The 14,097-nt window shown below is 61.0% G+C and carries 12 protein-coding genes; 4 read left to right on the top strand and 8 right to left on the bottom strand.

Annotated features, from left to right (window positions below):
- The first annotated feature begins 117 nt into the window (after positions 1-117).
- Complete coding sequence (locus AC07XZ_RS25330; RefSeq protein WP_102688097.1) at positions 118-1,527, top strand: MATE family efflux transporter; 1,410 nt, start codon at positions 118-120, stop codon at positions 1,525-1,527.
- A 50-nt stretch (positions 1,528-1,577) separates the two neighbouring features.
- On the opposite strand, the gene tusA is transcribed toward AC07XZ_RS25330, so the two are convergent.
- Together tusA and rlmM are read right to left on the bottom strand one after the other, a co-directional pair.
- A complete protein-coding gene (gene tusA, locus AC07XZ_RS25325) occupies positions 1,578-1,829 on the bottom strand; it encodes a sulfurtransferase TusA (protein ID WP_011335204.1) in 252 nt (83 codons plus the stop codon).
- A 65-nt stretch (positions 1,830-1,894) separates the two neighbouring features.
- On the bottom strand, positions 1,895-2,968 hold the full coding sequence (gene rlmM / locus AC07XZ_RS25320) for a 23S rRNA (cytidine(2498)-2'-O)-methyltransferase RlmM (RefSeq protein WP_102688096.1): 1,074 nt from the start codon (positions 2,966-2,968) through the stop codon (positions 1,895-1,897).
- Between the two features lie 222 nt (positions 2,969-3,190).
- On the opposite strand from rlmM, the gene acnA reads away from it, so the two are divergent.
- A complete protein-coding gene (acnA, locus tag AC07XZ_RS25315; protein ID WP_102688095.1) occupies positions 3,191-5,932 on the top strand; it encodes an aconitate hydratase AcnA in 2,742 nt (913 codons plus the stop codon).
- A 289-nt stretch (positions 5,933-6,221) separates the two neighbouring features.
- Here the strand turns inward: acnA and AC07XZ_RS25310 are convergent, their stop codons facing one another.
- Both AC07XZ_RS25310 and AC07XZ_RS25305 read right to left on the bottom strand, forming a co-directional pair.
- Complete coding sequence (locus tag AC07XZ_RS25310) at positions 6,222-7,037, bottom strand: aminoglycoside phosphotransferase family protein (RefSeq protein WP_085748365.1); 816 nt, start codon at positions 7,035-7,037, stop codon at positions 6,222-6,224.
- Complete coding sequence (locus AC07XZ_RS25305) at positions 7,030-7,518, bottom strand: SRPBCC family protein (protein WP_102688094.1); 489 nt, start codon at positions 7,516-7,518, stop codon at positions 7,030-7,032. Before AC07XZ_RS25305 ends, AC07XZ_RS25310 begins: the two co-directional genes overlap by 8 nt.
- Positions 7,519-7,714: 196 nt before the next feature.
- Here AC07XZ_RS25305 and AC07XZ_RS25300 point away from each other — a divergent pair, with 196 nt between their 5' ends.
- On the top strand, positions 7,715-8,632 hold the full coding sequence (locus AC07XZ_RS25300) for an ADP-ribosylglycohydrolase family protein (protein ID WP_102688093.1): 918 nt from the start codon (positions 7,715-7,717) through the stop codon (positions 8,630-8,632).
- 58 nt (positions 8,633-8,690) lie between these two features.
- On the top strand, positions 8,691-9,095 hold the full coding sequence (locus AC07XZ_RS25295; protein WP_007953090.1) for a lysozyme inhibitor LprI family protein: 405 nt from the start codon (positions 8,691-8,693) through the stop codon (positions 9,093-9,095).
- Positions 9,096-9,209: 114 nt separating this feature from the next.
- Here the strand turns inward: AC07XZ_RS25295 and peaD are convergent, their stop codons facing one another.
- The 4 genes from peaD to peaA all read right to left on the bottom strand — a co-directional run bounded on the left by peaD (position 9,210) and on the right by peaA (position 13,785).
- Complete coding sequence (gene peaD / locus AC07XZ_RS25290; protein ID WP_102688092.1) at positions 9,210-10,331, bottom strand: quinohemoprotein amine dehydrogenase subunit beta; 1,122 nt, start codon at positions 10,329-10,331, stop codon at positions 9,210-9,212.
- A 23-nt stretch (positions 10,332-10,354) separates the two neighbouring features.
- On the bottom strand, positions 10,355-10,678 hold the full coding sequence (gene qhpC, locus AC07XZ_RS25285) for a quinohemoprotein amine dehydrogenase subunit gamma (protein ID WP_008016081.1): 324 nt from the start codon (positions 10,676-10,678) through the stop codon (positions 10,355-10,357).
- A 1-nt stretch (position 10,679) separates the two neighbouring features.
- Complete coding sequence (gene peaB, locus AC07XZ_RS25280; RefSeq protein WP_085608195.1) at positions 10,680-12,110, bottom strand: quinohemoprotein amine dehydrogenase maturation protein; 1,431 nt, start codon at positions 12,108-12,110, stop codon at positions 10,680-10,682.
- 94 nt (positions 12,111-12,204) lie between these two features.
- Entirely contained in the window at positions 12,205-13,785 is a 1,581-nt protein-coding gene (peaA, locus tag AC07XZ_RS25275) for a quinohemoprotein amine dehydrogenase subunit alpha (RefSeq protein WP_102688091.1), read from the bottom strand.
- Positions 13,786-14,097: the final 312 nt, after the last annotated feature.

Raw genomic sequence — 14,097 nt, 5'->3', positions numbered from 1 at the left:
TCTTTCTTGATCGGTCGAAGGCGATTACAAATCCGCAACAGAGGATTTTTCCTGACCACAACGTCAGCGGCGTAGAATGCCCGGCCTTGCGCATCAACCCCTGTGGACGCTTTGCCTGTGAATTCCGTGACTGACCGCCCCGCTGCCGTTCCCCTCAACCGCCCTGCCCGGGTTCGCCTGGAGCTGAAGAATCTGCTCGGCCTGGCCCTGCCGATCATGATCGCGCAACTGGCGACCACCGCCATGGGCTTCGTCGATGCGGTGATGGCCGGGCGCGTCGGGCCGAAGGATCTCGCGGCCGTGGCGCTGGGCAACTCGATCTGGGTGCCGGTGTTCCTGCTGATGACCGGCACCCTGTTGGCCACCACGCCGAAAGTCGCTCAGCGCTTCGGCGCCGGCACTCACAGCGAAATCGGCCCGATCGTGCGTCAGGCCCTGTGGCTGGCTCTGGTAGTCGGACTGATGGCGACCACCATGCTGTTCAGCGCGGAACCGATCCTGCACCTGATGAAAGTCGATCCGGAGCTGATCGGCCCGTGCATGCAGTACCTGCACGGCATCGCCAGCGGTCTGCCAGCCGTTGCTTTCTACCATGTGCTGCGCTGCACCAGTGATGGCCTCGGCCGCACGCGGCCGGCGATGGTGCTGGGCCTGTGTGGGCTGGCGCTGAACATTCCGCTCAACTACGTGTTCATTTATGGTCACTTCGGCGTTCCGGCCATGGGCGGCGTCGGTTGCGGCTGGGCCACGGCCATCGTGATGTGGGTGATGGCGCTGGGTCTGGCCGGTTACGAGCGCTGGGCGCCGGCCTACAAGTCGAGCGAACTGTTCAGCCGTTTCGACTGGCCGCAATGGGCGGTGATCAAGCGTTTGCTGGCCATCGGTCTGCCGATCGGCATCGCGGTGTTTGCCGAGTCGAGCATTTTCGCGGTGATCGCGCTGCTGATCGGCAGCCTCGGCGCCACCGTGGTGGCCGGGCACCAGATCGCGCTGAACGTCAGCTCGCTGGTGTTCATGATTCCGTATTCGCTGGGCATGGCCGTGACCGTGCGCGTCGGCCAGGCTCTGGGCCGTGAAGAACCCCGTGAAGCACGTTTCGCCGCAGGTGTCGGCATGGGCACCGCGCTGGCCTACGCCTGCCTGTCGGCGAGCATGATGCTGCTGATGCGCGAACACATTGCGGCGATCTACACGTCGGATCCGATGGTGATTCACATCGCGGCGATGCTGATCGTGTATTCGGCGCTGTTCCAGTTTTCCGACGCGATTCAGGTTACTGCCGCCGGTGCGTTGCGCGGATATCAGGACACTCGCGTGACGATGATCCTGACCCTGTTCGCCTATTGGGGCATCGGCCTGCCGGTAGGTTACGCCCTCGGCCTGACCGACTGGCTCGGCGAGCCACGCGGCCCGAGCGGCTTGTGGGAAGGCCTGATCGTCGGCCTGAGCTGCGCGGCGCTGATGCTGTCGATCCGCCTGACGCGCAGTGCACGCAAACGCATTCGCATCAGCCGTTCGATGGGCTGACCGGCCATAAAAAAAGACCTGCACATGCAGGTCTTTTTTTTGCCTTCCGATCAACCGGACTTCTTGCGAATCCAGTACAGATAGGTCCCGGCTTCTTCGTGCTGCCCCACCAGTTCATGGTCGAGAAACACGCAGAACTTGGGGATGTCGCGACGGGTCGACGGGTCGGTGGCGATCACCTTGAGCAGGCCGCCGGGCACCAGGTCACGGATGTGCTGGTGCAGCATCATCACCGGCTCCGGGCAGTTGAGGCCCGTAGCGTCGAGGGTGCCGTCGACCGGCGTATTGATCATTTCACTCATGATTCACTCCTGAAACTGGCCGGCATTGTCGCCCAATGCCGGGTGTTCGGTCACCTGTCGCGCGCTCAGCGGGCTTTGGTTTTCTTCACGTCATGGCGGCGCAAATGGCAGGTCACTTCCTCGCGGTCGTGGTAAAGCTGCTTGCAGCCGATGTCGACCTTGATCCCGCGGGCCTTGAAACCGTCGGCGATGCGTTCGAGCAGGCGCTTCACTTCAGCGTAACGCTGCTTCATCGGCAACTTGAGGTTGACCACCGCTTCCCGGCAATGCCCCTCGCCGATCCACTCTTCGAGCATCGCGGCATTGCGCGCCGGCTTCTCGACGATGTCGCAGACCATCCAGTCCACCGGTTGCTTAGGTTTGAAGGTAAAACCGTCGGCCATCAAGTGCTGCACCAGACCGGTGTCCATCAGGCTTTCGGCCATCGGGCCGTTGTCGATGGCGGTCACCAGCATGCCGCGATTGACCAGTTGCCAGGTCCAGCCGCCCGGCGCCGCGCCGAGGTCGACGCCGGTCATGTCGCTGTGCAGGCGATCTTCCCACTGATCGCGCGGGATGAAGTGGTGCCAGGCCTCTTCCAGCTTCAGGGTCGAACGGCTCGGCGCCTCACGAGGGAACTTCAGACGTGGAATGCCCATCGGCCACATCGCCGAGTTACCGGCATCGGCCAGACCTAGAAACACTTCACGGCCGCTCTTGAAGGTCAGCAGCAGACGCGGCTTGCTGGCGTCCTCCACCAGTTTGCCGGCGCCGGTCAGGGCCTTGCGCAGCGGGCCTTCGAACTTCTTGCAGAAGTTCGACAGCTCCTTGCCATCGTTGGTGTCGACGACTTCCAGCCACAGGCTGCCACACACCGGGAATTCAGCCATGTGCGCGAGGATCACGCTGATGCGGTCGGTTTCCGGCAGATCGATGAAAAACCCGCGCGCCCACTGGCGCGGGAAGATCAGCTCGGCGAAACGCTGACCGCGCATCAGGCGCTCGGCACCGTCTTCTTCGGTGCAGACGAACTCGGCGCAAGCGGTGGCCGGTTTGGCCTTGGCATAGCCGGCCACGTTGAGTTGGGCGGCGAGGTCGGAAATCTCCGAACAGACTTCGCCTTCGAAGCCTGGCCGGCAATGCATGAATAGGGTGTTCATTCTTACTCCTGGGCAGAGGGCGATCATTCATCCCCTGCGCGATGCCCAGACCCTGCATTGAAGCAAAGCCTGTCACGAAAACCGGCGCATGATAGCCCATGTCGGAACCTTGGTTCTGTCCATAGAGTCCAGTTATTAGCCAGCTACTGAAAACAGGGCTACGTTGATAGCTCTGCCCGTCCCCTCAATCCGTAGCCGTGCGGATTCAAAGGAGTGATCGTAATGCCGTCCCTCGATAGTCTGAATTCTCTGAAAACCCTCAAAGTCGATGACAAGACTTACCACTATTTCAGCCTGCCGGATGCTGCCAAAAGCCTGGGCGATCTCGACAGGTTGCCGATGTCGCTGAAAGTCCTGCTGGAAAACCTGCTGCGCTGGGAGGATGAAAAAACCGTCACCGGCGCCGACCTCAAGGCCATTGCCGCGTGGCTCAAGGAGCGCCGCTCCGATCGCGAAATCCAGTACCGCCCTGCCCGCGTGCTGATGCAGGACTTTACCGGCGTTCCCGCCGTGGTCGATCTGGCCGCGATGCGCGCCGCTATGGCCAAGGCCGGCGGTGATCCGCAACGAATCAACCCGCTGTCGCCGGTGGATCTGGTGATCGACCACTCGGTGATGGTCGACAAATTCGCCAGTGCCAGCGCCTTCGAACAGAACGTCGACATCGAAATGCAGCGCAACGGCGAACGCTACGCCTTCCTGCGCTGGGGCCAGAGTGCGTTCGACAATTTCAGCGTGGTGCCGCCGGGCACCGGGATCTGCCACCAGGTCAACCTCGAATACCTCGGCCGCACCGTATGGACCAAGGACGAAGACGGCCGCACTTATGCCTTCCCCGACACGCTGGTCGGCACCGACTCTCACACCACCATGATCAACGGCCTCGGCGTACTCGGTTGGGGCGTCGGCGGGATCGAGGCGGAAGCGGCGATGCTCGGGCAACCGGTGTCGATGCTGATTCCCGAAGTGATCGGCTTCAAACTCACCGGCAAGCTCAAGGAAGGCATCACCGCCACCGACCTGGTGCTGACCGTGACCCAGATGCTGCGCAAGAAAGGCGTGGTCGGCAAATTCGTCGAGTTCTATGGCGACGGCCTCGCCGACCTGCCGCTCGCCGACCGCGCAACCATCGCGAACATGGCTCCGGAATATGGCGCGACCTGCGGATTCTTCCCGGTCGATGACGTGACCCTCGACTACCTGCGCCTGTCCGGCCGTCCGCCTGAAGTGGTGAAACTGGTCGAGGCCTACACCAAGGCTCAGGGCCTGTGGCGCCTGCCCGGTCAGGAACCGGTGTTCACCGATAGCCTGGCGCTGGACATGGGCAGCGTCGAAGCCAGCCTCGCCGGGCCTAAACGTCCGCAAGACCGTGTCTCGCTGCCGAATGTCGGCCAGGCGTTCAGTGACTTCCTCGACTTGCAATTCAAACCTACCAGCAAGGAAGAAGGACGCCTGGAAAGCGAAGGCGGCGGTGGCGTGGCGGTGGGCAATGCCGATCTGGTCGGCGAAACGGACTACGAGTACGACGGCCACACCTATCGCCTGAAAAACGGCGCCGTGGTGATTGCCGCGATCACCTCCTGCACCAACACCTCCAACCCCAGCGTGATGATGGCCGCCGGCCTGCTGGCGAAAAAAGCCGTGGAAAAGGGCCTGACCCGCAAGCCGTGGGTGAAGAGCTCACTGGCACCGGGTTCGAAAGTCGTCACCGATTACTACAAGGCCGCCGGATTGACTCAGTACCTCGATCAGCTCGGTTTTTCGCTGGTCGGTTACGGCTGCACCACTTGCATCGGCAACTCCGGGCCGCTGCCGGAACCGATCGAAAAAGCCATTCAGAAAGCCGACCTGACCGTGGCTTCGGTGCTGTCCGGCAACCGCAACTTCGAAGGTCGGGTGCATCCGCTGGTAAAAACCAACTGGCTGGCCTCGCCGCCGCTGGTGGTCGCTTACGCCTTGGCGGGCAGTGTGCGCACCGACATCAGCAGCGAACCGCTGGGCAATGACCAGCAGGGCAATCCGGTTTACCTGCGTGACATCTGGCCGAGCAGCAAGGAAATCGCCGACGCGGTGAATCAGGTCAACACCGCAATGTTCCACAAGGAATACGCCGAAGTGTTCGCCGGTGACGAACAGTGGCAAGCCATCGAAGTGCCGCAAGCCGCGACCTACGTCTGGCAGGCGGATTCGACTTACATCCAGCACCCGCCGTTCTTCGACGACATTGCCGGGCCATTGCCGGTGATCGCCGATGTGAAAGGTGCGCGAGTGCTGGCGCTGTTGGGCGATTCGGTGACCACCGACCACATCTCCCCCGCCGGCAACATCAAGGCAGACAGCCCGGCCGGGCGTTACCTGCGCGAACAAGGCGTCGAGCCACGGGACTTCAACTCCTACGGTTCGCGCCGGGGCAACCACGAAGTGATGATGCGCGGCACCTTCGCCAACATCCGTATCCGCAACGAAATGCTCGGCGGCGAAGAAGGTGGCAACACGATCTACATTCCGACCGGCGAGAAACTGGCGATCTACGACGCGGCCATGCGTTATCAGGCCTCAGGCACGCCGCTGGTGGTGATTGCCGGGCAAGAATACGGCACCGGTTCCAGCCGCGACTGGGCGGCCAAGGGCACCAATCTGCTGGGGGTGAAAGCGGTGATCGCCGAAAGCTTCGAGCGGATTCACCGTTCCAACCTGGTGGGCATGGGCGTGCTGCCGTTGCAGTTCAAGCTGGATCAGAACCGCAAAAGCCTGAACCTTACCGGCAAGGAAACCCTGGATATTCAGGGGCTGAGCGGTGTCGAGTTGACGCCACGGATGAACCTGACCCTGGTTATCACCCGTGAAGACGGGCGTCAGGAGAAAATCGAAGTGCTGTGTCGCATCGACACCCTGAACGAGGTGGAGTACTTCAAGTCCGGCGGGATCCTGCATTACGTGTTGCGCCAGTTGATCGCCTCGTAAAACCTGCAGATGCAGAAACACCGCCAATTGGCGGTGTTTCTGTTTGGGCACGGCACTTTCCTGTGGACGAAAAAAAACCCGCCGAAGCGGGTTTTTCCCAAGACCATTATCGACTCCCTGTCGGCAGCGATCCTTGCTAATGGTCGATCATCCGTGATCCTGAAACACTCCCTGTGCTTCAGTTGATGAGGCTAGATTACGCTGTGGATCCAATCGGCAATAGTCGAAATAGCTACCATCGCGTGTAAGACATTCGCTATAGCGGGCCTTCCGAAAACCCTTAGACGTGTCAGGCATCGAGCGCAGAAGCCGCCAGCTGCGCGACTTTCAGCTGCCCTTTTGCCGCAGTTTGCTCGTCATCCTCCAGAAACCATGCGGCAGACAGTCCGGCGAACGCCAGTACCCATTGCAGCAGGCGTTTTCGCTCGATTCCCGCTGCTTCGCAGATCACGTCGACTTGTCTCCGAAAGCGCTCGGGGTCGGTGGCGGTGGGCAATTCCGGGTTGCAGATCAGGTTGGCATAGTCATAACCGCGCTCGCCCTGCACCCGCTTGGGGTCGATGGCCAGCCAGCCCCGTGGGCCGAAATCGAGGACGTTGTCGTGGTGCATGTCGCCGTGCAACACCACCACATCCTGCGGTTCGGCAAGCAAGGCCTGGGCGGTTTGCAGGCAATCGGCATATGGGCCGCCGTATCGGGCTGCGGCCACTCGTAATGAAGCGAACCAAGGCGTCAGTTCCACTAACGGCGGTGGCGGCGTTGGTCGCGGTGCGTGTAGGCGCGCCAGCGCTCGGCACATGATCCGCGTGGACTCGTCGTCCTCGCCGTTGAGCGCCATGTGCATCAGCGAGCGCTGGCCCATCGCCCGCTCCAGCAACAGGCCTTCGTCGTGATGGGCGAGCACCCGGGCGGCGCCGTCGCCGTCCCACCAGGTCATCAGCAGGTTGCCGTATTTTTCTTCGTCGTCCACCGCGACTTTCAGCATCGCCGGAGTATCGTCCTGACGCACCGGCAACAGGCGGCTGCCCGGGGTGATGATCGGCTCGCCGTCCGGCGCCAGCGCCCAGCGTTCAAGCCACGGCGTAAACAGGTCGGGATCAGCCACCTTCACGCTCACGGGCCCGGTCGCTCTCCGCGAGGAAGCGCTCCAGCCGACTCAACTGTTCCTCCCAGCCCCGACTGTCCATGTAGTACGCCTCTTTCTGACGCACGTCGGGAATGTGTGCAAAACCTGACTCGGAGACTTTCAGCAGCGTGCCGTTCTCGTAGTCCTGCAGTTCGAATCTGACCAGGGTGGTCGGTTCCTGCGAGTAGTCGATTTTCGGATTTACCGCATAGGGATGCCAGCGGAAGGAGAACAGTTGCTGCGGCTCGACCCGCTCCACCAGCACGTTCCAGAGCACATGTTCATAACCGGGGTATGTGACCTGCCCCTGCGTCCATTCGCCGGCGATAAACCGCCGGCCCTCCAGCGCAACGCCGAACCACTGGCCGAACGCTTCGGCATCGACCAGGGCGCGCCAGACATGGGAGCGCGGCGACCTGAGCATGATTTTACGTTCAAAGCTGTTGGGTACTGGTTTCATACGTCACCTCCTGTTTTGAACAGTAGGCTTGTATGACCACATGTCCAATCCGAAGTTGTATCAATCCGGTGCAACGGTCAGGTCTGATTGAAATATCCGGCAGTATTTTGCGGCGCCGGTTCGTCAGAATGCGCACGGATCAGCGCTGCGAAACTGATAACGTTCGCAGCGAACTGAACGACACAAGGACGTCATCATGCAGCCTTCTCTCCCCGAACGTTACCGTGGCGCCCTCCTCGGCCTGGCCTGCGGCGATGCCGTGGGAACCACCGTCGAATTCCAGCCGCGCGGCAGCTTCCTGCCCCTGACCGACATGGTCGGTGGCGGGCCGTTTCGCCTGAAGCCCGGTCAATGGACCGACGACACCTCGATGGCGTTGTGCCTGGCGGAAAGTCTGCTGAACAAAAACGGCTTCGATGCCGCTGACCAGATGGGCCGCTATCTGAACTGGTGGCAATGGGGCTATCTGAGTTCGACCGGCGAATGTTTTGATATTGGCATGACCGTGAGTCAGGCGCTGGATCGCTATCAACACACCGGAGAGGCGTTTGCCGGCTCCACCGATCCCTACAGCGCCGGGAACGGCTCGTTGATGCGACTGGTGCCCGTGGTGCTGTTTTATTTCCCCGATGCCCGGAAAACCAGGCGATTCGCCGCCGACAGTTCACGCACCACGCACGCGGCGCCCGAGGCCATCGAATGTTGCCAGCTGTTTGCCGAACTGCTTGGCAAGGCTCTGGAAGGCGCATCGAAAGCGCAACTGCGCACCCTGCCGCAAACAGCCTTCAGTCAGCCCAAGGTGGCGGCGATTGCCCGGGGCGAGTACCTGCACAAGACCGAGCGCGACATTCGCGGCAGTGGCTACTGCGTCGAATCCCTGGAAGCAGCGTTAGGGTGCTTCCAGCACACCGACAGCTTTGCCGCGGCCGTCCTGCAAGCGGCGAATCTGGGCGATGACGCGGACACCACGGCCGCCATCGTCGGCCAGTTGGCCGGCGCCTTTTACGGCGTGCAGGGAATACCGTCAGGGTGGCTGGAAAAACTGCATGACGGAGAGGAAATTGCCGCGACAGCGGAGCGGTTGCTCAACGCATCAAGGCAGCATAAATCCTGATGGCGCCACGAAGTCGCTAAACTGCCCGGCACGTTCATTCACCAAAGCGAGATGACTCATGTCCCCACGCCTGCTTCTGGCCCTGACACCCTTTCTTTTCACTTCTGTTGCTCACGCTGCCGTGGACTGCGCCAATGCCAGCGATCAGGCGACGATGAATCAGTGCGCTGCGCAGGAAAACAAGGCGGCGGACAAGGAGTTGAACACGGTTTATCAGCAGATCACTGCTCGGTTGAAGGACAACCCTGATGGCAAGAAACTGCTGGTGAGCGCGCAACGGGCATGGATCGGCTTTCGCGATGCCGAGTGCAAGTTTTCGGCATCCGGCGTGGCAGGCGGGAGTGTTTATCCGTTGATCTACAACAATTGCATCGCCTCGGTGACAAAAACGCGAACCGAGGCGCTCAAACAGTATTTGAAATGCGAAGAAGGTGACATGAGCTGCCCAGTGCCCGGGGCCTGATTTTCGGGGCGGTTTAGAGAGCCCCTTCGCGAGCAAGCCCGCTCCCACATTTGAACCGCATTTCAAATGTGGGAGCGGGCTTGCTCGCGAAGGCGTCATCCCTGACGCCGCTAATTACCGAACAAAAATCTGCGCCGTAGTAATCGCCATATCCCCACCCGGCAACTTGATGCTGCCGGTCTGTTTCATGGTCTCGGCATCAAAGATCGCCACGTCGTTGAAGGTCCCGGCCAGATAGATCTTGCTCCCGTCCTTGTTGAACGAAATGCAGTAGTAGGAATGGTCCAGTGTCGCCGCCTGTATCAGCTTTTTCTGCTTGATATCGTACTTGGCCAGACGATTGAGCACGCCGAACATCAGGTTCGGATCCTTGGGCGAGCGCATACCGCTGAAGTAGATCTCGGTCAGCGGGCCGAAATCGGTGGTTTCGGTCTTGCCGGTTTTCAGATCGACGCTGAACAAGCCGTACAGGTATTCAGCGGTGGCCGGGTCCTGCTTCTTGTCCTTGAACCTGGCGGCGGTGTACAGCAGCGAGAAATCGTGGCGGTAAGTCTGCTGGTTCCACACGTAAAGCACGTCCGGCGCGCTGTAGTTCGCTCGTTTCCAGTGACGGCTGGGGATCAGCACGTCGAACTTGCCGCTCTTCACATCGACCTTGTACACATCAGCGCCGGCCACATAGAGCGTGCCGTCATCGCCGCTCTGCATGATCGTCAACTGCCGTGGCGCCGGGAAGCTACGCACTGGCTTGGCGTCCATCCCGGCGTCGGTGGCGTAGACGTCCAGACGCGGCTGTTTGACCTCGTAGCGATCATTGAGCATCTGGGTCGGGTTGGCGATGGTGTACAGCTCCTTGCCGTCATGACTGACGGTGAAAGCAAACATCGAGCGCGCCTTTTCCCCCGGCTGCTGGGTGATGCTGGCGTGGAACACCTGCTTGCAGTTGTCCAGTTCGACACCGTAAACATCGGCATAATGGTTGTTCAACACGTACGCGGTCTTGCGATCCGGCGACAGCTGCACGGTGCCGGGGCCAAAGGCGTCAGGCATCTTGCAGGTCTTGTACAGGCTGTCGGTCGCCAGGTCGATGACGTGCAGGTTGTTCGGATAGTTAGTGGTCAACATGTACTCGTGACCGTCTTGCAGCGCGGTGTTCTCATCGGCCAGAACCGGGAGCGAACAGGCGCTCAGAACCGCGAGTGCGGCAAGGCCGCAGGCTTTGTTGAGGCTAGGCATGCTGGAATCCTTCTTCTTAGCGATCACTTGTCTTTCGGGAAGACAGTGCCGAGGTTGCGCCAGTTGTCGTTGGACGCCTGGGCATCCTTGTTCCAGTCCGGGTAGGTGCTCATCATGTCCGGCACCTGGGCCGGCCACCAGCACGGATCAGAGCAGCCATACAGGTCAGCCTCCATCGGCTGGCACAGCGACGACACCCCGCCGAACGCATCGATTTCCCAACCCGGGTCGGTGGTCGAGGCACAGCCGGCGACGGAGCTCATCGCCACCACTTCTTCGATGCGGTTCTCGTCCGCGGCCTGATCCAGCTTCAACGCTTTGTTATTGATTGCCTTGAGATGTTTCATATCAGTGAGCCTTGCGCGGAGTGATGTAGCTGCTGATGAACGCAGGGTTGTTGGCCATGATCCGGGTGTAGACCTCAATGCCGAAGTCGACCCAGTCACGCATCAGTTCGCAGTAGTGATAAGTCGGGTGCGCCGGATCGCCGTAGCGGGCATAACTTTCGTGGTAGCAGCCGCCGGAGCACAGGTTGCGGATCTGACAGTCATGGCAACCGGTGTTGGTGCGATCCAGGCGCTGGGACAGGAAGTCGTTCAACTCAACCTGCTTAACGCCGCTGTGGACGTTGCCAAAGGTCGGCAGCGACGAGCCGGTGAAGCGATGGCACAGGTTGAGTTCGCCCTTGTGATCGACCGCCAGCATCTTCAATCCGGCACCGCACGGCAGGGCTTTTTTGTGGCCTTCGTGGATATCGGTGATCAACTGATGCAGGTTGGAAAAACCAATGTTGCGGTGCTCCAGCGCAGCCTCCAGATAACGCCGACCGAGGCGTTTCATGCTGGCAAAGACTTCGATCAATTCGTCAGTGGTCAGGTTGAAGCTGCTGATATCGCCGGAGGTCACCGGAGCAAATCCGACCTCGGCAAACCCCAACTCGTTGAACAGGTGATCCCAAATGGTTTCAACGTCGGTGACGCCCGTGGTCAGGGTCACCCGCGCACCGACCGGACGGCTGTTGTAACGCGAAAGCAGCATTTCAGCCTTGCGCCGCACCACGTCATAGGTGCCCTGCCCGCCCACGGTGATGCGGTTGCGGTCGTGCACGGTTTTCGGTCCGTCGATGCTCACTGACAAGCCGAAGCGGTGGGCATTCAGGTAGTCCACGGTTTCTTCGGTGAGCAGCGTGGCATTGGTGGTCATCACGAACTCGACGAACTTGCCGGCCTCGGCAAACCGCTTCTCGCAGTAATCGACCATGTACTCGATCAGCTTGCGATTGCTCAGCGGCTCGCCGCCGAAAAACACCACGGTGAACCGTTCTTCGTCGGGGGACTCACGCAGCAACATTTCCACCGAGGCGATGGCGGTTTCGACGTCCATCTTCTTGCCGGCGGACGGCTTGTCGAGGTCTTCCTTGTAGCAGTAGGTGCAGCTCAGGTTGCAGCCGGTGTTGACGTTGAGCACCACGGTGTTGATCGCCGTGCGCTCGACACGTTTGACCGCGATGTCCGGCGTCAGCGGCGAGCCGTCGCTGACCAGTTCCAGCGAAATCAGCTCGCGCAGGGTCTCGTTGATTTCCTCGCCGTTGAACCGCGCGCCGAGGCGCTGGATCAGGTCTTCCGAGGAGCAACCGGGGCCGCGCAACGCATCAATGATAGTCCCGGTCAGTTCATCGCTGGCGAACAGCGAACTGCTGGGGATGTGGAACAGCATGCGGTCGGCGTCGACGTGCACTTCGTGCAGATTACGTTCGACCAGATTCAAGATAGCGCCCATTGCAAACCTCCTGTGCAAGCCCCGCTTGGGGGACTTGCGGTCATTCCGAAAAGTGTCTGAATCGCTGTCGCTCAGCTCAACTCACGTTTCAACATCAGGGAATGGGTGGATTGTTCCAGCGTTGCACGGTGACGATCAGGTGGCCTTCGCCGGTCAGGGATTTCCCTGCGTCGTCGACGGCGGCGATCACCTTGAGGTTGCCGGCATTGTTGGTGGACATCTTGCGTGCCGGATTCGGCCCGGCATCGCCCGGGGTGAACACGCCCGCGTCGGTCTGCATGGTGCCGGCGAACTTGACGTCCTCGTCCTCTTTGGCGCGCTCGTCGAAGGCTTCGACTTTCCATTGCGCCGGGAACACGCCGATGCGATACGGCTTGCCGTCGGCACCCTTGCCCCAGGCTTCGGCATCGAAGCGGCCCTGGACTTTCGGCGTCGAACCGCCGCCCTCGCCGATCCGTGCCACCGAGAATTCCGGCACCACTTTGACCGAGGCGATCCTGCTGTACACCGACAGGCTCGGGCCTTTCAGGCTGCCGACGCTGACCGCGCGCAGGCCCGGCTGGGCATTCGCTGCCGCTTTTACTTTGACCTTGATCCGGTCGGCGCTCTGCTCGACCACTTCGACCACGTCCACGCCTTTGCCGAAGTTCGGTTTGCCGCTCAGACCGCTGCCGATCAGGGTCACTTCGGTTTCGCTGCCTGCCTTCACATAACCTGGCTGCACCGCCAGCAAACGCTGCGAACCCTGTTTGGCGGCGACAAAGTCCAAACCGCGCTCATCGTGCTCGGCCTCGAACATCCGGCCCTGCATGGCGGTGCCTTGTGCGGCGAACACCTGACGCATGGTCACGCCATCGACGGTCACGTTGCCGCGCCATTCGTAGCCGCTGTAAAGGATTGCGCTGCCATCGCCGTTGAACGGGCTGCCGTCGGCGTACTGACCTTTGACGGCGACCTTGAAGGTGTCACTGCCATCGGCGGTGACGCTCATGGTGCCGGCCAGTTCACCCTTGCCCGGCAAGTGGCCGCTGAAGCTCCAGTCGCCCACCAGCGCTTCCGCTTTCGGTGCGGTTTTGACCCAGGCTTGCCATGCCGGGTTATCCAGTGGATAACGCTTGGCCAGCAGCGGGACCATTTCCTTGCGGGCGATATCGAACCAGTCACGATCACGGGACATGGCCTGATATTCCAGCGACGGCCATTGACCGAGGTGGAAATTCACCAGACGTTCCCATTCCTGAGCCGGACGCCGTTGCAGGGCGATCCGCGCGCCGGAGTGGCAGCGTCCGCACATCTGCGCGGTTTTCTCGTCGAACTGCTCGACGGTGTTCAACCGCCGTTCCAGTGCGTAACGCACGCCATCGGTTTCGCTGGGCGCCAGGCCCTGGGTGTCGGCGAGGTATTTGACCAGCGTGCGACGGTCGTCATCACTGATCTGCAAACCGTGCATGGTCTGCATCCGGGCGATGCTCATCAGCCAGCCTTCCGGGGTCTTGCGCTGGTGGCTGATGCGGCTCAACTGGTCGCCGGCTTCAGGGGTGTGACAGCCCTGGCAGGTTTCCTTGAGGATGGTCTGGGCATCGCGGGCTGCCAGACTGTACGGCGAATGCAGGGCCACGCAAGCGGCCACGGCCAGCAGGCTGGCGCTCATGCCTGATCGGAGTTTTCTCTTCATCAACGTCGAACCTCGCACGGTGCTTTCTTATTGTTGTGGCTTATCGTTTTTATGGTTTCTGCCGTTCGTGGCGATGCACGAACGGAGGCAAGCGAAACGTCTGCTGTGAGCAATACACGGAGCGTGCCAGCTTGCCGATAAGCTTTTCAATCAAGCAGTTACGTGAAGATCAAGGCGAAGTGGCGGTGCCGCCGGTGCTTGCCGGCGTCCAATTTCGCGACAGCTGTTGCAGTCTGAGACAAGCATAGTTGTTGCGGCGTCAGCGACATTGCGTCACGCGACAGATGACCCGGAGCTGGCAGTATCCCCCAT

This window comes from Pseudomonas sp. GW458-11-26-14-LB4 (genome assembly GCF_059423925.1).
The sequence above is the reverse complement of the archived record's forward strand: the minus strand, read 5'-3'. Positions and strand labels throughout refer to the sequence as shown.

Excerpts from the sequence above, each read along its gene's own strand:
- tusA (WP_011335204.1), bottom strand. The coding sequence starts at position 1,829 with ATGAGTGAAATGATCAATACGCCGGTCGACGGCACCCTCGACGCTACG.
- rlmM (WP_102688096.1), bottom strand. The coding sequence starts at position 2,968 with ATGAACACCCTATTCATGCATTGCCGGCCAGGCTTCGAAGGCGAAGTC.
- acnA (WP_102688095.1), top strand. The coding sequence starts at position 3,191 with ATGCCGTCCCTCGATAGTCTGAATTCTCTGAAAACCCTCAAAGTCGAT.
- AC07XZ_RS25305 (WP_102688094.1), bottom strand. The coding sequence starts at position 7,518 with ATGAAACCAGTACCCAACAGCTTTGAACGTAAAATCATGCTCAGGTCG.
- AC07XZ_RS25300 (WP_102688093.1), top strand. The coding sequence starts at position 7,715 with ATGCAGCCTTCTCTCCCCGAACGTTACCGTGGCGCCCTCCTCGGCCTG.
- AC07XZ_RS25295 (WP_007953090.1), top strand. The coding sequence starts at position 8,691 with ATGTCCCCACGCCTGCTTCTGGCCCTGACACCCTTTCTTTTCACTTCT.
- peaD (WP_102688092.1), bottom strand. The coding sequence starts at position 10,331 with ATGCCTAGCCTCAACAAAGCCTGCGGCCTTGCCGCACTCGCGGTTCTG.
- qhpC (WP_008016081.1), bottom strand. The coding sequence starts at position 10,678 with ATGAAACATCTCAAGGCAATCAATAACAAAGCGTTGAAGCTGGATCAG.
- peaB (WP_085608195.1), bottom strand. The coding sequence starts at position 12,110 with ATGGGCGCTATCTTGAATCTGGTCGAACGTAATCTGCACGAAGTGCAC.
- peaA (WP_102688091.1), bottom strand. The coding sequence starts at position 13,785 with ATGAAGAGAAAACTCCGATCAGGCATGAGCGCCAGCCTGCTGGCCGTG.